This is a genomic window from Geodermatophilus sp. SYSU D00698 (assembly GCF_054050335.1).
In genome coordinates this window covers 40,316-63,814 of record NZ_JBJGZD010000021.1, presented here as the reverse complement: position 1 = coordinate 63,814, position 23,499 = coordinate 40,316, and the positions used below count along the sequence as shown (strand labels likewise).

The window sequence follows — 23,499 nt, the reverse complement described above, 5'->3', positions numbered from 1 at the left end:
CACTTGAAGTTGGCTGCGACCCAGTCGCACGCTTCCTCGGTCCAACAGAGGCAAGCCTTGTTATTGCCATTGTCGTCGCGATCGCAAGCAGTTTCCTCCGGGCGATCCTCAGTTCCTGTTCCTGGTGCCGATGTCAATGCCCAGCGCCTTGGGAGCAGCTGTGCGATTAGAGCCATGCGGGGAACTGCAACTGTGGCCTGCTGGTAAGGCCTTACAGGCTGATGAAGCGAAACTTCAGCGGTGAATCCTGGCATTTGCCTCATATCCACTCCTGTTATGTTTCTCAGGTCAGCGCTATTCACCGACCGCACAGCGGTGTTTGCACCAGTCTAGGCACAAGGGTCGCATCCGTAGGTAAAGCATGCACTATATTCACCATCAACATCATCACCAGCGCAGCAGGCCAAAATCATCGGACCCCACGGCGTGACGGGTGGCTCACCGGATGGAGTCTGCACCTGCTTGCCGATCTTGACCGAGAGCAAGGAGAAGGCCGCCCCACCTTCTGGTTGTATGCCCAGGTCAACGAAGACTCCCTCGATTGCCGCCTTGATCCGCGGTGCATTCTCGTGAAGTAGTCGAAGAATCCGCAGGTTTTCTGGGGAAAGTTCAGAGGAGGTCTTTTCCCGTCCTCCGTCACGACTTGCGGGTCTTCGGTCTCTATTAAGTGCCGCGAGTGTAGCCCTCATCTCTCCGATATCCTTGCCCAGTTGGTATCCCGCACTCATTCCGACCTCCCGTGATGGTGGCGCGTCTACCTATCGGCACTTTGTCGACCGTTGCGTGGCCTCAGCCGCCTCGCCGATTCGGACAGTGGCCTCCCTTGCTAGCCTCGTCGTGTCGAAGGACGCCAATCCGTCGCCGTCGCGGTTGCGCTCCGCATTCGGGCAGCGGGGTGGGCTCATGGGTCCGCGGCTCGGCCTCCACCACCCCCATTCGGGCGTAAGGTCGGATGTCGACGGGGCCTAAGAACGGAGCCTTGGCGACAGGTGACTCTCGGTAGTGTGAGGCCTCACAAGGATCCTGGACAAGACCACCCTGAACGTCCTGCGCACGACCTCGGCGATGCGCGATAGCGTCCAGCACTGACCCGCCTGGATGGCGGTTTCCAAGCCTCAGTGGTCGTCGGGGATCGACCATCGGTCGGGACTGCTCCGACTTCCGACTAAGGAGTCGTTTCAAGATGAGGTCGGGGCTCCTCCTCGAGTGCCAGCCAGTCCCGCCGACGCTGTGGTGGGTGATCGAGGAGCTCGTCCCTCCTGGGATGTGGGAGCGGGTCGCGCCGCTGCTGCCGCCGTCCAAGCCGCGTCGCCACCGCTTTCGGGGCCGATCGATGAGAGAGCGGCGTTGCCGGGATCGTGTTCGTACTCAAGACCGGCATCGCCTGGAATCAGCTGGCGAACTGCGCTGGACGCCGCGGTGATCGACTGGCCAGGGCGTGGGTCGTGGTGGCGGCGCACCGCACGGCCGGCCGCGGACATCTGCTAGCCGAGGACGCCGTGCGGCTGGAGATGGTGCTGGTCCTCGAGCAGATGTCGCATCCGGCCGGCTGGCCGCCGAGATGCTGAGGCCGGAGTTAGCTGACACGGGCGACCAGCTTGGAGGGGTGGGCATTCGCGTCGGCCAGGGACACCGTCGTCATGGTCAGGTGAGTGACCAGAGCTGCGGTGCCGGGCCGGCCTCCACCCCAGCGGGATGCAAGCCAGGCCAATCAGGTCCGCGGCGACGACGCGACCAACTTACGACCAACAAACCACCCTCGACGCCCGACGATGACCAACATCAGCCGATCATGTGAATGGCCGCTGACCTGCACGTTCGTCGTTGGCTGACCCCCGCCAACGACCTCAAGATCAACTCGCAGGGTTATTGGTTCGAGTCCAATCGGGCGAGCAACACCGCAGCTCAGTGGCCTGGTGGGCAACCTGAGCCTCGCCCGCCGACCAACAAACGACTGGGCAGCGTGCCCCACGTCTGCTCGCAGCCGGCAGTCTCACGTCGCCGTGCCCCAGGGGACCGGGACCTCGTCACGTCGGGTCGTACCTGTACCGCAGGACGCGGTCGAGGACCGAACGACCTGAGCAGGCCCTTTGGTCGAGTACCCGCCTGGCCGCGACGACCGCTCGAGTTGCAGCGCCGTATCGGATGGCGCGCCGTTGCCACATAGGCGCGCTCGGCTCTGCGCCAGACGTCCAGCGTGGTCCTGCTCCTCCGGTCGGACCTCCGACGCCGACGAGCCGCCACGAGATGGTCCCGCTCTCCGGGGTCACGCCCGTGCCCTCGGCCAGCGCGCCGTCGATCGTGGCCCGCAGCCGGACCTCGTCCCCGGCGCACTCAGCCCGGGTGTGGTGCGGAGCGAGCGGGCACGGCGGCTCGTGCTGCCGGCTGCCGCACAGGCCGATCGAGGTCGTCGCTTCCTGACCACGACGTCGAGCGCGGAGCAGGTCCGGTGCTCGTGGACGCACGGACCGTGCAGGACGGCATCCAACGGTGTCCTGGATGGCTGCTGGGCTCTGTCCGGTTGCCGAAGGGTGCCCGCGCTGCAATCACAGTGGTCACGAGAACCGAACGGCTGTCGGAGACGCCCTCTCGGCTGCCAGGGCTGGGCCGGTGCCTTCGGTGCTGCTCGGGTCGGCTGGGCTGACCTATGGCCGGGCAACGTAGCAGCGAGGCCACAGCGGGAGGTCCCGGTCGTGAGCAACGGACGACGGCCACACGGTGTGGCCACAGGACGGCTCGACCCCGTGCCGGTGAGAGACGTCCGCTCACCGCACCAACGGGCACCTCGGCCAACCGGTCTTGACGGCCGTAGGCCCTTGGGTGAGGCATCGGGGAGTTGTTGCTCGTTCTCCTTGCTTGAGGCCCCGCCCGGCCGCGACCCTGGATCGAGCCGGGCTTCTGGGGTCGTGCAACGGTGTGAAGGCGGGGGGCGGATGGCCGACTTCTTGCGGGTCACGGTGCATGACCGGGTGGGGTGGATCGAGTACGACCGCCCGCCGGTCAACGCCTTCCACTGGGAGATGCTCCGCGAGGTGCCGGAGGCCCTGGAGCGGCACCTTACGGACCCCACCGTCCGGGTGGTGGTGATCGGCAGCGCCCTCGACACCCACTTCAGCGTCGGCGCGGACCTGCGGGTCTTCGCCGACATGGACGACGGAGGCATGCGTCGTTGGGTGGACGCGTGCCACGACCTGGTCCGCAGGATGCGCGCGTCGCCGAAACCGCTGCTGGCGGCCGTGCACGGCACCGCGGTCGGGGGCGGACTGGAGATGGTGCTGCACTGCGACGTCCGCTTCGCCGCACGAACCGCCCGGTTCGGGCAGCCGGAGATCGGCATCGGGTTCATCCCGCCGGTCGGCGCGACGCAGGCGCTGGCCCGCCTGCTGGGCCGGCCTCAGGCGCTGCGGTTCCTCTACGACGGCACCCTGCTGAGCGCCGAGGAGGCCTCCGCCATCGGCCTCGTGGACGTCGTGGTGGCCGACGAGCGGCTCCGCGAGGAGGTGCAGGGCTACGCCGAGGGGTTGGCCCGGAAGCCGGCGCGGGCGCTGGCGGCGATCCGGCGCTGCATCACCGAGGGCGTCGACCTGCCCTTCGAGGCGGGCCTGGCCATCGAGCGGGAGGAGGCGGTGGCGCTCGGTGCGACGGCGGACTTCCGCGAGGGGCTGGCCGCCTTCCTCGGAAGGCGACCACCGGTCTGGTCGGACTGACCTGGGAGATGATCCGCGCCGGGGCGCTGGGCGCGCGACGGGGACCGTTCGCGTCTGCGACCACACCGCTGGTCGGACGAATCCGGCTCTGTCGCGGTGGGGCGACGAAGCTCCGCGACCGACTCATGACCAACAAGCCCCCTCGACGCCCGACGATGACCAGCGTCAAGCGACGGCATGACGGGTCTCTGACCTGCACATCCATCGCCGACCCACCGCTGCCGACGACCTCAAGATCGACTCGCAGGGTTCATTGGTAGGAGTCCGATCGGGGGAGCAACACCGCAGGTCAGCGGTCTGGTACGCGACCCGAGCCCCGGCCGACGACCAACGAACCACTGGGCGGCGTTCCCCACGTCTGCTCGCAGCCGGCAGTCTCACGTCGCCGTGCCCAAGGGGGACCCGGGACCTCGTCACGTCGGGTCGTATCGGTACCGCAGGATGCGGTCGAGGTCTGAACGACCTGAGCACCGCGAGCGCTGGTGAGCTTCATGCAGCCTGATGCCGGCGACTGGCCGTGGGGCGAGCTGCGCGACGCGCTGCTCGACCACGAACCGAAGCACGCCAGCGCCGCCGCCTGGTGACACGAGGAAGCGGACATCGACTTCCGGGCGGTACGCGAGGTTGCCCTGTCGGCCCAGCAGTGGCTGCACTACCGCGACCACGACCGCCGGAGCCTCACCGAGGAGACCGCGGCCCGCCGGCTGCGGAGCAACCGGACGCGGCTGACCGACTTCGAACAGGGTCGGAGGCACTTCGAGTGGGACCTGCCCTGGCGGATCACGGCCTCATCGACCCGGCCCCGGACCCGCCGGGGATCGGGCCCCGGGCACCCACCCGTCGCTGACCGCGACGCTGCCGCCCCGGCGGCGCCTGCGCCTCCGACCCCCTCGGTCGCCGCAGGCACGGGGGCTGTCAGCGAGGCGCTCGACGCCTCGCGGTCGGACATCGGCGACGGCTGGTCGGCGACCCCGGGGCCGCGGATCGTCCCTCCTGCGGGGACGACGCCGTCGGCGGTCCAGGCGGCAGCCGACCCGCCGGAGTCGACGACCGAGGCGCCCTGGACCGAGGCGACGACCGGGACAGCCGTGGCCGCTCGCGCCCGGTCCGCGAGTCTGCTGACGACAGTAACGAGGTGCAGCAGCCGCTCCCGCCGAAGCGGCCGTGTCCCCGTCCCCGGCCGCGGGTCCCACGAACGACGAGAGCCGGGGCGGCCGCGCGCGGCGACCACCCCGGCTCTGCGGAGGAACGCGCTTAGAGCGAGCCGGCCACCGACGCCGCGGCGCTGATGATCACGATGGCCGGGATCAGGGCGATGATGCCGAGCACCAGGCCGGCGATGGCCAGGCCGGTCGGGGCGCCCTTCTTCTTGCCGGTAGCGATGCCGACACCGCCCATGATCACGCCGAGCAGCGCCAGGATGATGCCGAGCGCCGGCACCCAACAGAAGATGAGGCCGAGCAGGCCGGTCACGAAGCCGGCCACCCCGAGACCGTTGCCCGGCTGCGCCGGGGCCTGGACGATCACCGGCTGCGGGGCGTACCCGGGCTGGGGCGCGTAGCCCGGCTGGGCGTAGCCCTGCTCGGGGTAGGCCTGCTGCGCGTGGGCGGGCTGGACGGGGACGGGGGCCTGCTCCGGCTGGGCAGGGCTGAACGGTTCAGAGGTCACGGGGCTCTCCAGGATCGGGGTCGGCAGGTCCGACCTTCGGCGTCGGGGCTCCGGCTTGTCGTGTTCCGGAACCGACTTGCCAGGTACTTCGACAGCTGCCGCACAGCTCTTGAGCCGAAGGTCACCTCCGCAGGAGGGCTGGTCTCCGTCACGCGTCGTCAGGCGTCGCAGCGGTCGCCCGGCGTTCCCCGCTTCGCCGCTCGGTTGCAGCGCCACCGCAACAGAGCACCCCCCCGACGGCGACCATGCGCCGCCGACCTGGGTTGCGTTCACGGCGTCCGGAACGGCGACGACGCGGTGCCGGTGACGAGCTGCCCCGGAGCTGCCCGAGTCCACGCCGGCCAACCTGGGTGGGGCACAGTAGCTCCGGGCCGCTCGACGCCTCAGCGCACACCCGAACGCCCAGCGGTGAGGTGCAGCATCGGCGCACCCCGCGGCAGGAGGCGTGGCTGCGGGTAGGTCCAACTCCAGGCGAGCCGCTGCTCCGACGCCTGTGGCCGCTCGCCCCGGTCCGCGAGAAGTGTCCTTCGGCGGATGTGAGGGCCTCACCGGGGACGGATCTGCCGCCGACGGCTCGGAGGCCCGGTGTGCCGCCGAGCTCCTCCCCGACCACCTCGCTGTGGCCGCCGACCGGTGGGTGTGGACCCTGGCCGGGCTGACGACCCGGACGGACACCCGGGACACGCGGTGCCGCGGCCGACCGTGGGCGGTCGGCACGCTCCGTTCGCCCTCACGGCGCCGGCCCCGGCTGCGCGCCGGCCCGCGGCCGATCGTGCGGCATCCGAGGAGGTGCGCGCTAACCTCGCGGGAGAACCGGGTCCGGGGACCGGAGGTCCGGGATGCGCTTCGTGTTCAGTCCTCCCGCCGAGGCGGCGGCCGATCTGCTGACCCTGCCCTGGGACGTCCCGCTCGCGCAGTGGACCGACGACCGGCTCGTCGAGATTCCGCAGCACGGGCGCTCCCGTCACGTCGTCCGGTTCGTGGCGGAGGCCGGACGCGTGTTCGCGCTCAAGGAGCTGCCCGAGCGACCCGCTCGCCGCGAGTACGAGGTGCTGCGCCGACTGCACGAGCTCGGCATCCCGGCGGTCGAGGTCGTCGGCGCCGTCGTCGACCGGCCCGGCGACCAGCAGGCGGTGCTCGTCACCCGCTTCCTGGACTACTCGTCGTCGTTCCTCGCGCTGTTCGCCAACCCGCGGGGCGCGCACCTGATCGACCGGGTGATGAACGCGCAGGTGGAGCTGCTGGTCCGCCTGCACCTGGCCGGGATCGTGTGGGGCGACTGCTCCCTGGCCAACACCCTGTTCCGGTTCGACGCCGGGACGCTGGCCGCCTACCTCGTGGACGCCGAGACGGGGGAGGTGCACGAGCGGCTCACCCAGAGCCAGCGGGACCACGACACGGACGTCGCCTACGCCCGGGTCGTCAGCGAACTGACGGCCCTGCGGGAGAGCGGCTCCCTGGCCGAGGACGTCGACCCGGCACTGGCGGCGGCCGACCTGGTGGCGCGGTACGAGCAGCTGTGGGCCCAGCTGACAAGCGAGGAGGTGGTGTCGCGCGAGGAGCAGCAGCTCCGCGTCGCCGGGCGCATCCGCAGGCTCCAGGACCTGGGGTTCGACGTCGGCGAGGTGGAGCTCGTCGAGGACCCGGCCGGCGGGAGCCGGCTGCGCCTCACCACCCGCGTCGCCGAGCCCGGCGACTGCCGGCGGGCGCTGTTCAGCCGCACGGGGCTGGACGTCCAGGAGAAGCAGGCCCGCCGCCTCCTCGCCGACATCGTGAGCTACCGGGCCGCGCTCGAACAGGTGACGGGAGGCCCGGTCTCCGAGACCGCGGCCGCCATCCGCTGGCTGACCGAGAGCTACCAGCCGACGATCGCCGCCGTCCCCGCGCACCTGCGCAGCCGGCTGGACGCCGCCGAGATCTTCCACGAGGTCCTCGAGCACCGGTGGTTCCTGTCCGAGGCGGCCGGCCGGGACGTCGGCATGCAGGCCGCGGTGCGGGACTACGTCGACCGGGTGCTCCCGGCGGTGTCCGGCGACCTGGTGACGCCGCCACCCCCCGAGCGCCGACCAGGACCTCGCGCCCCGCTGAGCGACTCCTCGTAGGGCCGGTTCCACCGTCCTCCAGGCCCGCGGTCGACGGCGCGGACCGAGCGGCCGGAGGCCGGTGCCAGCCGTCGGTGGGATCCCCGCTCCCCGTCCCGCGCCGTCCGGGGCTCCCGTCGCCCCGCGGATGCCGTCTTCTGGTACACCCCGTGACCGCCGGTCACGCCTCGCCGGGGGATCGCGGGACCGGCAGGCGACCACGACCACCGCAGACCTACGCTCGCATTCCAGAACGGCAACGGACGCAAGGCGTACGGCCCCTGCGCCCCGCACGACGCCGAGGCCTCGAGTGGACGCGTTCCACCTGGTGCGGGGCTCGGCTCCTCCCCGAGCAGAGGGTGACCGATGGACCAGGTGCCTTGGACCCAGCGACCGCTCCCCCCGGTGCCCGACGTCGCCCTCGCGGTCTGGCGGCGGGAGCTGTGCACGCCCATGGACCTCACGGTGAGCCGGAACGATCTCCAGGCGACGGTGCGCACGGCGGGGCTGCGAGACCGCGCGCCGGTGGACGCCGACGAGCTGCTCCTGGTCTTCGAGGAGCTGACCTCCAACGGCCTGCGCCACGGGCGGCCGCCGGTGACCGTCTGCGTCGTGGCCGCCAGCGGCGGTTGGCTCGTCGACGTCACCGATGCCGCGGTCGAGAGTCCTCCGGTGCCGACCGTCGACCGTGACCCGGTCGACGGGGGGCTCGGCCTGCACCTCGTGGCCCGGCTGTGCCGCACGCACGGCTGGATGGTCGACGACGGCCGCAAGCACGTGTGGGCGTGCGTCGCCGCGGCGTGAGCCCGAGCGGGGTCGGTGCCCGGCCGGCGAGGTGGGCGGGTCGCCCGAGCGGCCCCGGGCGACCCGACCACCCGGAGATGCGAGAGGCCCGTGGCCACGGCACGAGCGTGACCACGGGCCCCGGACCCGCAGGCGGACCGTCAGATCAGCCGGGGGTCGCCCACCTCGGCGGCCGACGCCGGCAGCCCGTTGGCCTCGAGGATCTCGACCAGCGAGCCGTCCGCGCGCATCTGCGTGACGTGCTCGTCGATCGCCGTGGCCAGGGCGTCGTTGCTCGGGTCGAGCAGCAGGCTCGTCTGCGAGGGCTCCTCGGTCGCGGGGACCCGCGGGTCGGTCTCGAGGACCTCGATCCGGAAGTCGGTGCCCTCGGTGGACTGCGCCGCGGCGCCGTAGCCGTCCAGGCCGATGTCCAGGCGCCCGGCGGTCAGGTCCTGGGCGAGGCTGAGCGAGTCGGGGTAGGTCCGCAGGCTGTCGCCGAGCAGCTCGCGCAGCGCGTCGACCCAGAGGTAGCCCTCCACGGTGCCCACCTGCTTGCCGATCAGGTCGTCGACGGTCGAGACGCCGTCGGCCGACATCACGGTGAGCTCGTCGAGGTACACGGGGGCGCTCAGGGTGACCACGTCGCCGCGCGCGGCGGTCCGGTAGAAGCCGCCGACCGCGACGTCGACCCGGCCGGTCTCCACGGCCGGGACCGCGGTGGCGTAGGTGTAGGCCTCGTACTCGATCGTCAGGCACTCGTCGGCGGCGATCTCCTTGAGGATGTCGCTGTCGATGCCCTCGGCCTGGCCGCCCTCCTCGAAGGAGTAGGGCGGGGTGTTGGTCAGGGCGACGGTGAGCACGCCCTCCTCGACCGTCTCGAACTGGTGGGCGGGCTCGCAGTCGGCCGCCACCTCGCCGGCCGGGTCCGATCCGCAGCCCACGAGGGCCACGGCGGAACCGAGGGCGAGGACGGCGGCGCTCAGGCGGTGCGTCTTCACGGTGATCTCCTCAGGACGAACGGGCCCGACGGCGGGATCGCCGTCGCGCTGCGGTGCGGTGGGTGGAGCGGGTGGTGCCGTCAGAGGTGGCGGGACAGCCGCCGTTCGGTGCCGTTGGTCAGCCAGCCGGCGGGGATCGTCACGGCCAGGTAGAGCAGCCCGGCCAGCACGAGGACGTCGAGGTAGCGGAAGGTCGCCGCGCCGATGGAGTAGGCCTGGCTGAGCAGCTCGACGACCGAGATCGTGAAGGTCAGCGACGTGGCCTGGAAGATCAGGATCGCGAAGCCCATGAGCGACGGCAGGGCGATCCGGACCCCCTGCGGGACGATGACGTAGCGGAGCGTGTCCCGGCGCGACATGCCCAGGGCACCGGCCGCCTCGGTCTCCCCGGCCGGCACGGCCTGCAGGCCGCCGCGGAGGATCTCGCTGGTGTAGCCGGCCGTGGTGAGCGACAGCGCCGCGATGGCGGAGACGAAGGCGGTCAGGGACAGCCCGGCCGAGGGCAGCCCGTAGTAGACGAACTGCAGCATGACCAGCGCCGGCGTGCCGCGGCCGATCTCCACCAGGCCGATGGCCGCCCACCGCACCGCCCGGTTGCGCGCCGAGCTGAGCAGGGCGAGCGCCAGGCCGAGCGGCACCCCGATCAGCAGGCTCACCACGGTGAGCTGCAGGCTGGTGAGCAGGCCCTCCAGCAGCCGGGGCAGCCAGTCGCCCCACGAGGTCAGCAGGCCGGTCATCGCGCCACCCGCGCCCGGAGTCGTGCGTCGAGGCCGCGGGACAGCCAGGCCAGCGGCGCGCTGAGCAGGATGTAGACCGCCGCGGCGACGAAGAACGGGGTGAGTCCCGCCCCCATCGACCGGGCGCTCTGCGTGGCCCGGAACAGGATCTCGGTGACGCCGATCGCCGAGACGATCGTGGAGTCCTTGAGCAGGCTGATCGCGTAGGTGGTCGCGGCGGGCAGCGAGACCCGGAACGCCTGCGGCGCCACGATGCGTACCAGCGTGTCGCTGCCGCCCATCCCCAGCGCCGAGGCGGCCTCCCACTGCCCGCGGTGCACGGCGGACAGCCCACCGCGGTAGATCTCGGCCAGGTAGCCGGCGGAGATGACCCCGAGCCCGATCACCCCGGCCTCGATCGGCTCGAGCCGGATCAGGTCCCTGCCCAGGCCGAAGAAGATGAGGAACAGCCAGACCACCGGCGGGATCCCGCGGACGACGTCGATGACGACGCGGCCCAGCCAGCGGACCGGCGCCACCCGCGACCGCCGGGCCGCCGCCAGGGGCACCGCCAGGACGGCGCCCAGCGCGAACGCCAGGACCGTGACCAGCAGGGTGACCGGCACCCCGAGCAGCACAGCCTCGAGGACGTCCATCAGCGGTCGACCACCGCGCTGAGGAAGCGCCGGGCACGGTCGGTGGCCGGCGTGCGCAGCACCTGCTCGGGGTTGCCCTCCTCGAGGATCGCGCCGTCGGCCATGACCACGACGCGGTCGGCGACGTCGGCCGCGAAGTGGATCTCGTGGGTGACGACGACCATGGTCATGCCGTCGGCGGCCAGCTCGCGCATGACGGCGAGGACCTCCAGGCCCAGCTCCGGGTCCAGCGCGGACGTCGGCTCGTCGAAGAGCATGACCTCCGGGTCGAGGGCCAGGGCGCGGGCGATCGCGACCCGCTGCTGCTGACCGCCGGAGCAGCGGGAGGGGTAGGTGTCGGCCTTGGCGCCGAGGCCCACCCGCTCGAGCAGCTGCCGGGAGCGCTCGTCGGCCTCGGCGCGGCTGCGGCCGAGCACCCGCTCCTGCGGGAGGGAGACGTTGCGCAGCACGGTCATGTGCGGGAACAGGTTGAACGACTGGAAGACCATGCCGACGTTGCGGCGCAGGGCGGCGAGGTCGCGGTGGGAGACGCCGGCGCCGGGCTCGACCGCCCGGCCGACCACCTCGACGCGGCCGGAGTCGGCCCGCTCGAGCAGGTTGATGCAGCGCAGCAGCGTGCTCTTGCCCGACCCGCTGGGGCCGATGATCGCCACGACCTCGCCGCGGGCGACCGACAGCGAGACGTCCTTGACGACCACGAGGTCACCGAACTGCTTGTGGATCCGGTCGAGGACGACGACGGGTTTCTGCGCCACGGCGCTCACGCGGCCACCTCCACAGCGGCGAGGACGGCGTCGCGGACGGTGTCCACGTCGTCGTCGGTCATCGGGGTCGAGAGGGCGAGCAGGCCGTTGGTGCCGGCCAGCACCCCCCGCTCGTAGAGGCGCCACCAGGTGGCGCCCGGGTCGGGCAGCAGGAGCCGGACCAGCGAGCCCGAGCCGCTGACCGCGACACCGCGGGCGGCGAGCTCCTCCCGCAGCCGGTCGCCGCGGGCGTTGAGGGCGGCCACCTCGTCGGCGCCGAAGAGCCGCAGGGCCGCCGTGCCGGTGCGCATGGTCACCGGGTTGGCGCTGAAGGTGCCGCCCCAGCTGACCGCGCCGTCGGCGAGCGGGCTGAAGGCGTCGAGGACCTCGCGGCGCCCGCCGACGCCGCCCACCGGGAACCCGCCGCCGACGACCTTGCCGACGGTGACGAGGTCGGGTTCGACGCCGTAGCGGCTGTGCAGGCCACCGACCTCCAGCCGCAGGGTGATGACCTCGTCGACGACCAGCAGCGCGCCGGCCCCGCGGGTCAGCGCGGCCACCAGCTCGACGAACGACGGGTCCGCCGGTCGCAGCCCGGCCCGGTTGGGCATGAGGTCGACGAGGACGGCGGCCACCTCGCCGCCCCGGGCCCGCATCAGGTCGGCGAAGGCCCCCGCGTCGCCCTGCGGGAGGGTCACCACGGCCTCGGCCACGCTGCCGGGGACGCCCGGGGCGGTGGGGTCGACGACGGCGTCGTAGGTGCCGTGGTAGCTGCCGGCGAAGCGGACCACCAGGTCGCGGCCGGTGGCCGCGCGGGCGCCGCGCAGCGCCATCATCACGGCCTCGGTGCCGGAGTTGCAGAACCGCCAGCTCGGCAGGCCCACCCGCTCCCGCAGCAGCTCGGCGCAGACCACCTCGGACTCCGTCGGCAACCCGAAGGCGGACCCGGCGGCCACTGCCGCGGTGGCCACCGCGACCAGCTCGGGGTGGGCGTGGCCGTGGATCAGCGCCGTGTAGTTGTTGTTGCAGTCGACGACCTGGTGCCCGGTGGCGTCGGTGACGACGCAGCCGCTGCCGGACACCGCGTACGGCGGGTGCGGCGGCACGAAGAGCGTGCTGCGGGTGTTGCCGCCCGGCATGACGCGGCGGGCGCGGTCCCGGAGCTCGGCGACCGTCACGGTGCCTCCTCGGTCGGTGGGGTCGGGTCGGTCAGCCGGCGACGGTGCGCGACTGCTCGCGCATGAAGCCGGGCAGGTACCAGGGGCCCAGGCCGCCCTTGCCGGACGAGCCGCTGGCCTTCCAGCCGCAGAAGGACTGGATGCCGGGCCAGGCGCCGGTGGTCGCGCCCGCACGCCGGTTGACGTAGACGACGCCGGCCTCGATCTCGTCGAGGAAGCGGTCGACCTCGTCCTGGTCGCCGGTGAAGACGCCGGCCGACAGGCCGTAGTCGACGGCGTTGGCCTCCGCGATCGCCTCGTCGAACCCGTCCACCGCGGTGACGGTGACGAACGGCGCGAACAGCTCCTCGCGGGTCAGCGGGTGGCCCAGCGGCAGGTCGGCGACGACGACCGGGCGGTAGAAGTTGCCGCTGCGCTCCTCGGCGCGGCCGCCGGTGACCACCCGGCCGTCGCGCGCCGCCGCGGCGAGGGCGTCGTCGATGCGGCGGCTGACGGCGTCGTCGGCGACCGGGCCCATGCCGGTGCGCGGGTCGGCCGGGTCGCCGACGACGATCGCCTCGGCCGCCGCGGCGAGCTTGGCGACGAGCTCGTCGGCGACGCGGCGGTCGACGACCACGCGGCGGCAGGCGCTGCACTTCTGGCCCGACAGGCCGAACGCCGAGCGGGCGATGCCGTGCGCGGCGTCGTCGAGGTCGGCGGTGGCGGTGACGATCGCGGGGTTGCTGCCGCCCATCTCGGCGAGCACCGGCCGGGCGTACGCGCCCTGACCCAGCTCGCGGACCAGCTGCCAGCCGACGGCGGCCGAGCCGGTGAAGGCGATCCCGTCGACGGCGGCGCCGGCCAGCTCGCGGCCGGTGTCCGCGCCGCCGTGCACGACGTTCAGCACGCCGGCGGGCAGCGCCGCGCCCAGGATCTCCCAGGCCAGCGCCGTGGAGCGCGGCGTCTTGTCCGACGGCTTGGCGACGACGGTGTTGCCGGTGACCAGCGCGGCCGCGGCCATGTTGACGGCCAGGGCGACGGGGAAGTTGAAGGGCGCGATGACGGCGAAGACGCCGAAGGGGCGCAGGACGTCGGTGTTGCGCTCGCCCGGTGCCGACCGCAGGGGGGTGACGAAGCCGTCGTTGCGCTCCATCTCGGCGCAGTAGTGCTCGACGAGGTCGGCGGCCTCCTGGGCCTCGGCCAGCGCCTCGAGCCGGGTCTTGCCGGTCTCGGCCGAGACGACGCCGGCGATCTCGGCGGCGCGGTCGGCGAAGCCGGTCTTCGCCTGCCGCAGGGCCGCGATGCGGTCCGCGGCGGGCGTCGTCCGCCAGTCCCGGGTCGCGGCGCGGGCGGCGGCCACGGCGTCGGCGACCACGGCGCCGTCGGCGGTGTGCGCGGTGGCGACCACGGTCCCGGGCGCGCAGGGGTCCTCGCGGGTGAACGTCGCGCCGCGCTCGTCGGGCCGCCCGGCGATGACGTGGGCGAGCACCTCGCTGCCCTTGCGGGCCTCGGCGAGGGCGGCCTCGAAGCGGGCGTCGAGGTCGGCGTCGCCGAGGTCGGTCGATCCGTAGTCGAGCTTGGTGGTCACCGGGACTCTCCTTGCGTGCGGGGGATCGGGCGGGGCGGTCAGGGGGCCTGGGTGGCGGCCGGCGCCGCCGGCGCCAGGCGGGCCGGGTCCCAGCCCGGGTCGGTGGCGGCGAAGGTCGGCTCGGGGACGCCGACGAGCGCCTCGGCGGCGACCCGGCCGATGGCGGGGGCGAGCTGGATGCCGTTGCCGCCGCCGCCGACGGCGCAGACGACGTCGGCGCGGGAGGGGTGGCGCCCGACGATCGGCCGGTGGTCGGGCGTCATCGGGTAGAGACCGGTCCAGCTGCGCCCGATCGCCGCGCCGTCGGTGTCGGCGAGTCGCTCGGTCAGCCGCTCGACGAGCTCCTCCAGGAAGGCGTCGTCGACCCGGCCGAGGGGCACGTCGGGCGAGACGGCGTCGGCGACCGCCTCCTCCACGTGCAGCCCCGCGATGAGCTGGTCGGCGCGCTCGGAGCGGAAGTAGACGCCGGCCCGTCCGGACCCGGGCACGTAGTCCATGACGAAGGGCAGCAGCGGGGTGAGCGGCTCGGCCAGCTCGATGGTCACCGCGCCGTGCAGCTGCGGGACCAGCGGCACCGGCGCCCCGAGCAGGTCGCCGACCGCGCCGGCCCACGGGCCCGCGGCGTTGACCACGACGTCGGCCTCGACCGTCCGGCGGGGGGTCCGCAGCGTCCACCCGCCCGACGATGCCTCGGCGCCGAGCAGCCGCTCGTTCGTCAGGACCCGCCCGCCCCGCTCCCGGACGAGCCGGGCGGCCAGCGTGCAGTACTCGTAGCCGTCGATGTGCCCGTCCGAGGGGCCGAAGAGCCCGCCGAGGAGGTCGTCGACCACCAGGTGCGGCCACCGCCGGGCGATCTCGGCCGGGGTCAGGACCTCGGCGTCGGGCACGCCGGCGGCGCGCTGCCGCTCGATGCTGCGCCCGTAGGCGTCGAGGTCCGCCGCGCTGCGGGCGGTGCGCAGGTAGCCGCCGCGGACGAAGGTCAGCCCGTGGTCGCGTTCCAGGCGGTCGTAGTGGCGACGGCCGTGCGCCCGGACCGCGATGTCGGCGGCCTCGACGTACTGGGTCTCGACCATGCCGACGGACAGCCCGGACGACCCGTCGCCGGGGTGGCCGGCGTCGAGGACGACGACGTCCCCGACGCCGAGGTCCTGCAGCTCCGTGGCGGTGGACAGCCCGCAGACCCCGGCGCCGATCACGGCGACACGGACATCACTCACGTCGAACTCCTCGGAGTCAGCAGGGCCTCAGCGGGGGAAACTCGTCCAGCGGCCGCGTGGGTGTCCGGCCTGCTGTCGCTGCGGGTGGACGTCGGACCGGGTCGTCGGCCGGAGGTCCACCTCGGCGTGCGGGTAAACATATAGCCCTGTCGGTTTGAGTCAACGGTCGTCGGCCGGGCGGTTACCGGATCGTGTTCTGCGGGGGTCCGACCGGTGCCCGACGCCGCGAGGGGGTGCACTGCACGCATGGGTCCAGGTGCTGAACACGACGTCCGGTACGGGGGCGTGACCGTCCTCGCCTCCCCGGAGGGCGGCCGCTATCCCTGCGGCAACTCGCTGCTGGTCTCCGGGTCCGAGGCCACCGTCCTCGTCGACCCGTCCCTCGAGGTCTCGCGCCGCGGGCGGGCCACGGGGGCGGTCGACCTGGTGGCGGTGAGCCACGGCCACGAGGACCACGTCTCCGGGCTGCACGTCTTCCCCGAGGTGCCCGCCCTGGTGCACCCGGCCGACGCCCCGGCGGTCCGGGACCCGGAGGTCCTCCTCTCGGGCTTCGGGATGGCCGGCCCGGAGGCGGCGGAGTTCCGCGCGACCCTGCGCGACACCTTCTCCCTCGTCGGCCACGCGGACGTCCGGCCCGTCGCGGACGGTGAGGTGATCGACCTCGGCGGCCGGTCGCTGACCGTCGTCCACCTCCCCGGGCACACCGCGGGCCACTGCGGCTTCCTCGTCGAGCCGGACGGCTTCCTCTTCACCGGCGACATCGACCTGACGTCCTTCGGCCCGTACTACGGCGACCTCGGCAGCGACCTGGACGCCTTCGAGGCCTCCCTGGCGCGGCTCCGGGACGTCGAGGCCCGCTGGTACGGCACCGCGCACCAGCGCGGGGTCGTCGAGGGCCGGACGGAGTTCCTCGCCCGGCTCGACGAGTTCGCCGCGGTGATCGGCCGCCGCGACGAGGCGCTCCTCGCGATGCTGGCCGAGCCGCTGACGGTGGCCGACGTCGTCGCCCGGCGGCTGGTGTACCGCCCCCACGTCCAGCTGCCCTTCGTGGCCGCCGTCGAGCGCCGGACGGCCGAGCTGCACCTCGAACGCCTGCGGCGGGCGGGACGGGTGCGTGAGGACGACGGTGTCTTCCGGGCCGTCTAGTCCCGCGTCCGACGACCGGTCCGGCCCGGCCGGGCCGACTAGGGTGGCCGCCGGGATCGGCGTCCGCGACGCCACGGGACCGGAGGTGACGTGCGCACCGATCTGCTGTCGACGCTGACGCGGCGGGTGCTGTTCGCGCCGCTGGCCGACCAGGGCCGGGCGGACGTCGTGGCGGTCCGGCTGCGCACCGCCATCACCCTCGGGGTGCTCGCCGAGGGCGAGCAGCTGCCGGCCGAGGCCGACCTCGCGGCACAGTTCAACATCTCCCCGGTGACCCTCCGGGAGGCCCTCACCCAGCTGCGGGACCAGGGGCTGGTCACCACCAAGCGCGGTCGCGGGGGCGGCACCGTCGTCACCGCCGGGCGGCCGGACCAGCTCCGTGCGGCGGCGGAGCAGGCCCGACCGCTGTCCGGTCTGGACCTGCGCGACCTGGCCGACTGGCGGCGCGCCGTCGCGGCGGAGTCCGCGGCGCTCGCCGCCCGCCGGGCCTCCGCCGAGAACGTCGCCCTGCTCGAGCGGGGCAGCGATCGGCTGTCCACCGCCGGCGACGAGGTGGAGGCACGCCGGGCCGACAGCCGCTTCCTCATCGAGCTGGCGGCGGCGGCGCAGTCGGTGCGGCTGAGCACGAGCATGATCGGTCTGCAGGTGGAGTACGCGCCGTTGCTGACCCTCGCGTACGTGGACACAGGTGTGAGGTCGACCGTGTCGCAGTTGTTCGAGGCCACCGTCCGCGCGGTCCGCGACGCGGAGCCCGACGTGGCCCGCGGGTGCGTCGTCCGGGCGGTCGACCACGTGGCCGGGCGGGTCGCGGAGCTGCGGACCCGCGGGTGGGCCGTCTGATGGCCGGCACGGCGCCGGCGTCCGCCGGCGGTGCGCTGCGGGACGCCGTTGCCGGTGTCGTCGAGCTGACCGCCCCGGTCTTCCGCGACCTGACCGGGCTCGGGGAGGCGGCCGCCCGGCGGCTCGACCTCGCCCGGCACCCGGTCTTCGGCGAACCGCGGGCCTGGGACGCCCTCGAGCCCGACGTGGGCGCGATGCTCCGGAACCGGGCGCTGGTCACCGGGGCCGGCCTGGCGGTCCGCCCGCCGACCGAGTCGGGGGCCGGGGTGCCCTCGATGGCCTGGTGGGTCATCCGGGACGGCGAGGTCCGCGTCAAGCAACACGTCCTCAACCCCAGGTCCGACTCCTTCTACGACGTCCCCCGGGCCCGCTGGTTCCGCGTGCCCTACGCCAGCGGGGCGCCCACGCTGCTCTCCCCGTACGTCGACAGCTGGGGCACCGACGACGTCACGATGACCGCGGCCGTGCCGCTCACCGTGGGCGGCGAGACGCTGGGCGTGGTGGCCGCCGACCTCGACGTCCGCGCCTTCCTCGACGCCGTCGAGCGACTGCTCGTGGCGGCGGGCGCCACCGCCCTGCTCGACGAGGAGGACCGGGTCATCACCGCGATCCACCCGCAGCTGGAGACCGGTACGCGGCTGGCCGCCACGGAGGTGGGCCCGGTCGCCGCGCGTGCCGCTGTCGCGGAGTTCGGCTGGTCCGTCGTCCGTCTCTGACCCCGCCGCGGGCGCTCGGGCCCGGGAGGCCCCCGCTGCCGGACCGCGGCGGAGGCCTCCCGGACGACCGGTCAGACGTGCCAGGCAGCGGCCGCCTCGTCGTGCACGAAGCCGGCGATGAGCTCCCGGGTGGCGGCCGTGAAGTGGCCGTAGCCGGCGAAGGCGTACGTCCGGTCCGCGTCCGCGGTGACCCAGGCGTCCGGCCCGCAGGAGAACCCGGCGTTCGTGCACGCGTCGCCGTCCACGACCTCGAACCCGTACTCGCCGGGGGAGGCCTCGACGTCGGCGAACAGGCCGGCCACGTCCACCAGCCGGACCCGGCGGTCCTCGGGGAGCGCGTCGGCCAGCGCCAGGTTGAAGGTGGTGGTGAGCGCCCCGGCCAGTGCGTTGCCCCCCGCCTGGATGCCGGGCCCCTCGGCGGTGATCCCGAGGTCGATCATGTTGAGCACCGCCACGCGCTTGGCCCCGGCGGCCAGCACGTCCGCGACCAGGTCCGCCTCGCGCCGGGCCACCGCCACGACCTCGTCGGTCGCCTGCTCGATCTCCTCGCCGGTGAGGTCGCCGACGACGAAGCGTGCGGCCTGCTCCTCGTCGCCGGCCAGGTGGGTGAGGATGTCGTTGCCGCCCGCCCAGACGGTGACGAGCTGGTGGCTGTCGAAGGAGCCGTGCTCGTCCAGGAACGCCTCCAGCTGGGCGGTCATGGGGCGGGGCGTGCCGTCCGGGTCGTCGGTGATCGGCGCGACGAAGGCCCCGCCCTCGGCGTAGTTCAGGCCGCCGACGGTCTCCTCGGAGAGGACCGCGCCGTCCTCGCCCTGCGTCACGAGGCGGTTGACCTCCTGGTCGGCCCCGTACCCGGCGGCGAGCAGCTGCGGCCAGGCCTCACCCGGCGTCGTCCCGAAGACGTAGCCGAAGGTGCCGGCGTCCGACCAGCTGTCCCCGAACGACACCACCTCCCGGACAGGGCCGGTCGGCTGGTCCCCCGGCCTGTTCCCCGGTGCCGCCGCCGCGGCGGAGGAGGCGCAGACGGTCGGGACCAGGACGGCGGCGAGCACGGCCGCGCGGGCGGAACGACGGGCGGTGGGCATGGGTGACCTCCGGACGAGCGCTGGGTGGGGCAGTGAACCTATAGCGCTGTCGTTTTTATGGTCAACGCGTCGCCGGGACGTCGCCGACGGGTGTCCGGACGGGGCGGCGGTGCCCGTCGCCGGTCGGGTCCCGGCCGTGCCTCGGGGTCGTCCGACCGGGTCGGCAGGACGGCCACACCCCGCCGACGCGCCGCGTGTCGTCCCGTCGCCCGGCCGCCCGGTGGTCGCCGGACCGGGTGACCGCGACGGCGACGACGAACGGCAGCGCGGCGACCACCGAGCCGGTCGGGACGTCCCGCAGCGTGTGGGCGGCGAGGATGCCCAGGACGCCCAGCGGCACGTGCCGGCGCAGGGCGGCGACGACGGCGCTGTCGCGCACGGGCGCCAGCACCGCGAACGGTGCGGCGTGCAGCGTCCAGGTCACCGCGGCGGACGGGCGACGACGGCGGCGACGTAGCCGGGCTCAGCCACGCAGGGCCCCGCTCCGGGGTCGGCGGCCGGTGGTGCGGCGCGCCGGCGGCCGGCGCCGTGGCGCAGGAGCAGCAGTGCGGTGGAGCCGGCGTAGGCGGCCGGCAGCGCCTGCCCGGGGAGCAGGACCACCGCGCCCAGCGCGCAGGCCGGGGCGTGGCACACCCCGCACCCGGTCCGGCAGAGTCGCGGCACCGTCACCCCCGGAGGAGGACACCCGTGACCAGCGCCCCGGTGCCGCTGTGGCAGGACGAGCCGTACCGCCCGCGGTCCCCGCTGGAGGGGGAGGCGCGGGCGGACGTGTGCGTGGTCGGCGCGGGCGTCGGCGGGCTGGCGACCGCCCGGCGGCTGCTCGACGCCGGCCTCTCGGTGGTCGTGCTCGACCGGCACGAGGTGGCGTCGGGCGCCAGCGGCCGCAACGGCGGCTTCTTCATCGCCGGTGCCGCGCCGATGTACCACGAGACCCGTGAGCTCTGGGGGCGCGAGCGGGCGGTCGCCGTCCACGCGGCGACGCTGGCCGCCCAGCGGGAGGTGCTCGAGGTGGCCGAGGCCGTCGGCGCCCGCGCGCACTTCCGCGTCGACGGGCTGCTCCGGCTCGCCGTCGACGCGGCCGAGGCCGACGACGTCCGGGCCAACGCGGCCGCGCTCGCCGAGGACGGCTTCCCCGGGCAGGTCGTGGCGGGCGACGACCTCCCCGGCCCGCTCGCCCGGCCGGAGCGCGCCGGGCTGCTCTCCCCGCACGACGGGTCGGTGCACCCGGTCCGCTGGCTGCGGGCGCTGGCCGCCGCCCTGGAGGCGCGCGGGGTGCGGGTCTTCGAGCGCTCGGCGGTGGTCGCGCCGCCGGCCGCCGACGGGGACGGCGTCGTCGTGCGGACGGCGGCCGGGACGGTGCGCTGCGACCGGGCGGTCGTGGCCGTCGACGGCGACCTCGCGGCGCTGGTGCCCACGGCGGCGGCCGTGCGCCCGCGGCGGCTCAACATGCTCGCCACGGCACCGCTCGGGGAGACGGTCCTCCCGTTCCCCGTGTACGCCCGCTACGGCCACGAGTACGTGCACCAGACCGCGGACGGCCGGATCGCCCTCGGCGGCTTCTCCGACCTCGACGGGGACGCCAGCTGGACCGACCGCGCCGAGGTCTCCGGGCCGGTGCAGGCGCGGCTGGACCGGTGGCTGCGCGAGGAGCTCCGGGTCGGCGCGCCGGTGACGCACCGGTGGGCCGGCGTCGTGGGCTTCGCCGCGGATCCCCTGCCCCGGTGCGGGCCGGTGCCCGGCACCGGCGGGCGGGTGCTCGCGCTGGGCGGCTACAACGGCACCGGCCACGTGCAGGCGTGGGTCGCCTCCCGCGTGGTGGCGGACCTGGTCGTCAGCGGCACGAGCGCCTCGGCCGGGCTCTACGCCCCCGTCGACGCCTGAGCGCCGAGCAGCCGCCGGTGGACGACGGCGCCGGGGCCGAGCGCGAGCAGGGCGTCGGTGAGCGCGTCGGCCGCGGCGTGCGCGTCGTCGTCGGTCATCGGGTCCAGGACGTCCAGGACGAACAGCGCGCTGGTGGTGCCGGTCGTGATCCGGGTGCGCACGCCCTGCCGCCAGTTCCAGCGGCGGCAGGTGACCCCGGCGTCGTCGCGCCACACGACCTCGCCCGGCTCCGGGTGCTCGACCACCGTCTCCCCGCCCGCGGTGGTGTCGAACGGCTCGCTGCCGTCGGCGCGCACCAGCCGCGGCGGGCCGGCGTAGGCGGTGCGGTCCTCCCCGCCGAGCGGCAGCAGGTGGGCGACGGAGACGGCGTTGTAGACGTCGGTGATCCGGTCGACGCGGGGCAGACCGTCGGGGTCGAGGCGGCGCAGCAGCGCCTCGACGCTGGGCCGGGTGCGCTGCGGCTTGGCGCCGAAGGCCCGGTACGCCTCGCGCCAGGCGGCCGGGTGCGGCAGCTCCTCGGGCCTGCGCCCGTCCAGCCGCTCCCGCGCGGTGGCCTCGGCGGCGGCGAGGACGCGCTCGCTCACGTCGTCGCTGGGGCCGCCCTGCAGCCCGTCGGCGGTCAGCAGCAGCGCCCGGTAGTCCGGGCGCAGGGCGAGCACGGCGTCGTCGACGGCGGCCGCGGCCAGCCACTCCTGCGGGTGGGTCATCTGCGTCCTCCGGTGACGTCGGGCTGGAACACGGTCAGGGTGAAGCGGGCGGGGCCGGCCGCGTCGGCGGGGGCGGCGTAGCCGTGGGGGACGTCGCCGGCGAAGGCCGCGGAGTCCCCGCTCCCCAGCCGCTCGGTGCGGTCCCCGACGCGGAGGTCGACCCCGCCCTCGAGCACCAGCAGCAGCTCCCGGGTGCCGGCGCTGTGCGGCTCGCTGGTGTGCTCCTCGCCCGGGTGCAGGGTCCAGTCCCACAGCTCGACGACGTCGGGTGGCTCGGTGCCGGCGACCAGCAGCGCCCGCCCGCCGCGCGCGCCGCGCCACAGCACCGGTGCCGCCCCGGCCGCGGTGACGGTCAGCGCGCGGGGGCGCTCGACGTCGACCAGCACGGGCAGGCCGACGCCGAGGGCGTCGCTGATCCGCAGCAGGGTGGCGATGCTCGGGTTGCCCTCGCCGTGCTCGATGGTGATCACCATCCGGCGGCTGACGCCGGAGCGGTCGGCCAGCTCGTCGAGGGTCCAGCCGCGGGCGGTGCGGTGCTGCCGGACGCGCTGCCCGATCAGCTCGTTGACCCCGGGCGCTTGCGTCATACCCGCTCACTCCTCGTACGCTGCTCTCGATAGTGCAACATACTGCATCAGAGGAGGCGGTGTCCGTGGAGCTGCGGGCGGAGACCCAGCTGGCGGTCCTGGGCCGGGGGAGCGGGGCGCCGGGGCAGCCGCTCAACGTCCCGATCGTGCCGGCGTCGAACTTCCGCGCCGCCCCGGCCGGGACGGCGGGGCGGGAGTACTCCCGCGACGACGGCACGCCCGGCTGGGAGGCGTTCGAGGAGCTGATCGGTGACCTCGAGGGCGGCTCCGCGGTGGCCTTCTCCTCCGGGATGGCGGCGATCGCCGCGGTCCTCGAGCTGCTGCCGGTGGGGGCGCGGGTGGTGGTGCCGCGGGACAGCTACACCGGCCTGCGCGCGCTGCTCGCGGACGGCGCGGCGGCCGGCGGGCGCTGGGCGGTGCGCACGGTCGACGCGGCCGACGCCGGCGCGCTCGCCGCCGCGGCCGGCGACGCGGACCTCGTCTGGGTGGAGACGCCGAGCAACCCGCTGCTCCAGGTCGTCGACGTCGCCGCGGTCGCCGCCGCGAGCGGGGCGCTCGTCGCCGTGGACAACACCTTCGCCACCCCGCTGCTGCAGAACCCGCTGCGGCTCGGCGCCGACTTCGCCGTCCACAGCGCGACCAAGGCGATCGGCGGGCACTCCGACCTGCTGCTCGGCGCGGTGGTGTGCCGCCGCCCGGAGGACCGGGCGCGGCTGGCCCGCCGGCGCGAGGTCGCCGGGGCCACGCCGGGCGCGCTGGAGTCATTCCTCGCGCTGCGCGGTGCCCGCACCCTCGCCGTCCGGCTGCGCCAGGCGCAGGAGTCCGCGGGCGAGCTCGCCCGCCGGCTGGCCGCCCACCCCGCGGTGGAGGGGGTGCGCTACCCCGGCCTGCCCGGCGACCCGCACGCCGCCCTCGCCGCCCGGCAGATGCGCGGGCCGGGCCCGGTGCTCGCCTTCGAGGTCGCCGACGCCGCCACCGCGGACGCCGTGTGCGCGCACGTGCGGGTCGTCGCGTCCGCCACCAGCCTCGGCGGGGTGGAGTCCACCGTCGAGCGGCGGGCGAAGCTGCCCGGGCAGGAGCACGTGCCGGCCGGGCTGGTGCGCCTCAGCGTCGGGATCGAGCACGTCGAGGACCTGTGGGCCGACCTCGCCGCCGCGCTGGAGGCCGCCGGGTAGGTCCCGGGTACCGCCCGGCGAGGTGGGTACGGGCGAGGCGGACCCGGA

The 23,499-nt window shown here is 74.4% G+C and carries 21 protein-coding genes and 1 pseudogene; 9 read left to right on the top strand and 13 right to left on the bottom strand.

Features of this window, described 5'->3' with window-relative positions:
* Positions 1–1,237: 1,237 nt before the first annotated feature.
* Both ACI8AB_RS17900 and ACI8AB_RS17895 read left to right on the top strand, forming a co-directional pair.
* Positions 1,238–1,442: pseudogene (locus ACI8AB_RS17900) on the top strand (transposase); the annotation flags it as partial.
* A gap of 1,491 nt (positions 1,443–2,933) precedes the next feature.
* Entirely contained in the window at positions 2,934–3,707 is a 774-nt protein-coding gene (locus tag ACI8AB_RS17895; RefSeq protein WP_456951223.1) for an enoyl-CoA hydratase/isomerase family protein, read from the top strand.
* A 1,254-nt stretch (positions 3,708–4,961) separates the two neighbouring features.
* Here the strand turns inward: ACI8AB_RS17895 and ACI8AB_RS17890 are convergent.
* Positions 4,962–5,375 carry a hypothetical protein gene (locus ACI8AB_RS17890; protein WP_456951222.1) on the bottom strand — a complete coding sequence of 138 codons (414 nt, stop codon included), beginning with the start codon at positions 5,373–5,375 and terminating at the stop codon, positions 4,962–4,964.
* An 839-nt stretch (positions 5,376–6,214) separates the two neighbouring features.
* Between ACI8AB_RS17890 and ACI8AB_RS17885 the strand changes: the two genes are divergently transcribed.
* Positions 6,215–7,477 (top strand): DUF4032 domain-containing protein, encoded by a 1,263-nt coding sequence (locus ACI8AB_RS17885; protein ID WP_456951221.1) that lies wholly within the window; start codon positions 6,215–6,217, stop codon positions 7,475–7,477.
* 345 nt (positions 7,478–7,822) lie between these two features.
* Entirely contained in the window at positions 7,823–8,260 is a 438-nt protein-coding gene (locus ACI8AB_RS17880; protein ID WP_456951220.1) for an ATP-binding protein, read from the top strand.
* A gap of 140 nt (positions 8,261–8,400) precedes the next feature.
* Here the strand turns inward: ACI8AB_RS17880 and ACI8AB_RS17875 are convergent, their stop codons facing one another.
* The 7 genes from ACI8AB_RS17875 to ACI8AB_RS17845 form a co-directional block, all read right to left on the bottom strand.
* Positions 8,401–9,237, bottom strand: coding sequence for a substrate-binding periplasmic protein (locus ACI8AB_RS17875; RefSeq protein ID WP_387985188.1), 837 nt, complete (start codon positions 9,235–9,237; stop codon positions 8,401–8,403).
* An 80-nt stretch (positions 9,238–9,317) separates the two neighbouring features.
* The gene (locus tag ACI8AB_RS17870) at positions 9,318–9,974 is read right to left on the bottom strand and encodes an amino acid ABC transporter permease (RefSeq protein ID WP_456951219.1); all 657 of its coding nucleotides are present in this window, start codon (positions 9,972–9,974) and stop codon (positions 9,318–9,320) included.
* Positions 9,971–10,609: an amino acid ABC transporter permease gene (locus ACI8AB_RS17865; RefSeq protein WP_456951218.1), complete on the bottom strand. Its 639-nt coding sequence runs from the start codon at positions 10,607–10,609 to the stop codon at positions 9,971–9,973. Before ACI8AB_RS17865 ends, ACI8AB_RS17870 begins: the two co-directional genes overlap by 4 nt.
* Positions 10,609–11,373, bottom strand: coding sequence for an amino acid ABC transporter ATP-binding protein (locus ACI8AB_RS17860; protein ID WP_456951217.1), 765 nt, complete (start codon positions 11,371–11,373; stop codon positions 10,609–10,611). The genes ACI8AB_RS17865 and ACI8AB_RS17860 overlap by 1 nt, the downstream gene beginning before the upstream one ends.
* A complete protein-coding gene (locus ACI8AB_RS17855; RefSeq protein WP_456951216.1) occupies positions 11,370–12,530 on the bottom strand; it encodes an aminotransferase class III-fold pyridoxal phosphate-dependent enzyme in 1,161 nt (386 codons plus the stop codon). The genes ACI8AB_RS17860 and ACI8AB_RS17855 overlap by 4 nt, the downstream gene beginning before the upstream one ends.
* 31 nt (positions 12,531–12,561) lie before the next feature.
* Positions 12,562–14,097 carry an aldehyde dehydrogenase family protein gene (locus ACI8AB_RS17850; RefSeq protein WP_456951215.1) on the bottom strand — a complete coding sequence of 512 codons (1,536 nt, stop codon included), beginning with the start codon at positions 14,095–14,097 and terminating at the stop codon, positions 12,562–12,564.
* 38 nt (positions 14,098–14,135) lie between these two features.
* Complete coding sequence (locus ACI8AB_RS17845; protein ID WP_456951214.1) at positions 14,136–15,314, bottom strand: NAD(P)/FAD-dependent oxidoreductase; 1,179 nt, start codon at positions 15,312–15,314, stop codon at positions 14,136–14,138.
* A gap of 285 nt (positions 15,315–15,599) precedes the next feature.
* Between ACI8AB_RS17845 and ACI8AB_RS17840 the strand changes: the two genes are divergently transcribed.
* From ACI8AB_RS17840 to ACI8AB_RS17830, 3 genes are all read left to right on the top strand, one after another.
* Positions 15,600–16,460: an MBL fold metallo-hydrolase gene (locus tag ACI8AB_RS17840; RefSeq protein ID WP_456951213.1), complete on the top strand. Its 861-nt coding sequence runs from the start codon at positions 15,600–15,602 to the stop codon at positions 16,458–16,460.
* A gap of 90 nt (positions 16,461–16,550) precedes the next feature.
* The gene (locus ACI8AB_RS17835; RefSeq protein WP_387985168.1) at positions 16,551–17,300 is read left to right on the top strand and encodes a FadR/GntR family transcriptional regulator; all 750 of its coding nucleotides are present in this window, start codon (positions 16,551–16,553) and stop codon (positions 17,298–17,300) included.
* A complete protein-coding gene (locus ACI8AB_RS17830; protein WP_456951212.1) occupies positions 17,288–18,016 on the top strand; it encodes a cache domain-containing protein in 729 nt (242 codons plus the stop codon). The genes ACI8AB_RS17835 and ACI8AB_RS17830 overlap by 13 nt, the downstream gene beginning before the upstream one ends.
* Positions 18,017–18,087: 71 nt before the next feature.
* Here the strand turns inward: ACI8AB_RS17830 and ACI8AB_RS17825 are convergent, their stop codons facing one another.
* The 3 genes from ACI8AB_RS17825 to ACI8AB_RS17815 all read right to left on the bottom strand — a co-directional run bounded on the left by ACI8AB_RS17825 (position 18,088) and on the right by ACI8AB_RS17815 (position 19,734).
* Complete coding sequence (locus ACI8AB_RS17825; protein WP_456951211.1) at positions 18,088–19,101, bottom strand: SGNH/GDSL hydrolase family protein; 1,014 nt, start codon at positions 19,099–19,101, stop codon at positions 18,088–18,090.
* A gap of 61 nt (positions 19,102–19,162) precedes the next feature.
* On the bottom strand, positions 19,163–19,525 hold the full coding sequence (locus tag ACI8AB_RS17820; protein WP_456951210.1) for a hypothetical protein: 363 nt from the start codon (positions 19,523–19,525) through the stop codon (positions 19,163–19,165).
* Positions 19,522–19,734, bottom strand: coding sequence for a hypothetical protein (locus ACI8AB_RS17815; RefSeq protein WP_456951209.1), 213 nt, complete (start codon positions 19,732–19,734; stop codon positions 19,522–19,524). The genes ACI8AB_RS17820 and ACI8AB_RS17815 overlap by 4 nt, the downstream gene beginning before the upstream one ends.
* A gap of 54 nt (positions 19,735–19,788) precedes the next feature.
* On the opposite strand from ACI8AB_RS17815, the gene ACI8AB_RS17810 reads away from it, so the two are divergent.
* Positions 19,789–20,982 carry an NAD(P)/FAD-dependent oxidoreductase gene (locus ACI8AB_RS17810; RefSeq protein WP_456951208.1) on the top strand — a complete coding sequence of 398 codons (1,194 nt, stop codon included), beginning with the start codon at positions 19,789–19,791 and terminating at the stop codon, positions 20,980–20,982.
* Here ACI8AB_RS17810 and ACI8AB_RS17805 read toward each other — a convergent pair.
* Entirely contained in the window at positions 20,961–21,689 is a 729-nt protein-coding gene (locus ACI8AB_RS17805) for a B3/B4 domain-containing protein (RefSeq protein WP_456951207.1), read from the bottom strand. The genes ACI8AB_RS17810 and ACI8AB_RS17805 overlap by 22 nt on opposite strands.
* On the bottom strand, positions 21,686–22,276 hold the full coding sequence (locus ACI8AB_RS17800; RefSeq protein ID WP_456951206.1) for a helix-turn-helix domain-containing protein: 591 nt from the start codon (positions 22,274–22,276) through the stop codon (positions 21,686–21,688). The genes ACI8AB_RS17805 and ACI8AB_RS17800 overlap by 4 nt, the downstream gene beginning before the upstream one ends.
* A gap of 65 nt (positions 22,277–22,341) precedes the next feature.
* Here ACI8AB_RS17800 and ACI8AB_RS17795 point away from each other — a divergent pair, with 65 nt between their 5' ends.
* Positions 22,342–23,451 (top strand): trans-sulfuration enzyme family protein, encoded by a 1,110-nt coding sequence (locus ACI8AB_RS17795; protein WP_456951205.1) that lies wholly within the window; start codon positions 22,342–22,344, stop codon positions 23,449–23,451.
* Positions 23,452–23,499 lie beyond the last annotated feature (48 nt).

Excerpts from the sequence above, each read along its gene's own strand:
- ACI8AB_RS17865 (WP_456951218.1), bottom strand. The coding sequence starts at position 10,609 with ATGGACGTCCTCGAGGCTGTGCTGCTCGGGGTGCCGGTCACCCTGCTG.
- ACI8AB_RS17885 (WP_456951221.1), top strand. The coding sequence starts at position 6,215 with ATGCGCTTCGTGTTCAGTCCTCCCGCCGAGGCGGCGGCCGATCTGCTG.
- ACI8AB_RS17895 (WP_456951223.1), top strand. The coding sequence starts at position 2,934 with ATGGCCGACTTCTTGCGGGTCACGGTGCATGACCGGGTGGGGTGGATC.
- ACI8AB_RS17805 (WP_456951207.1), bottom strand. The coding sequence starts at position 21,689 with ATGACCCACCCGCAGGAGTGGCTGGCCGCGGCCGCCGTCGACGACGCC.
- ACI8AB_RS17880 (WP_456951220.1), top strand. The coding sequence starts at position 7,823 with ATGGACCAGGTGCCTTGGACCCAGCGACCGCTCCCCCCGGTGCCCGAC.
- ACI8AB_RS17800 (WP_456951206.1), bottom strand. The coding sequence starts at position 22,276 with ATGACGCAAGCGCCCGGGGTCAACGAGCTGATCGGGCAGCGCGTCCGG.
- ACI8AB_RS17825 (WP_456951211.1), bottom strand. The coding sequence starts at position 19,101 with ATGCCCACCGCCCGTCGTTCCGCCCGCGCGGCCGTGCTCGCCGCCGTC.
- ACI8AB_RS17870 (WP_456951219.1), bottom strand. The coding sequence starts at position 9,974 with ATGACCGGCCTGCTGACCTCGTGGGGCGACTGGCTGCCCCGGCTGCTG.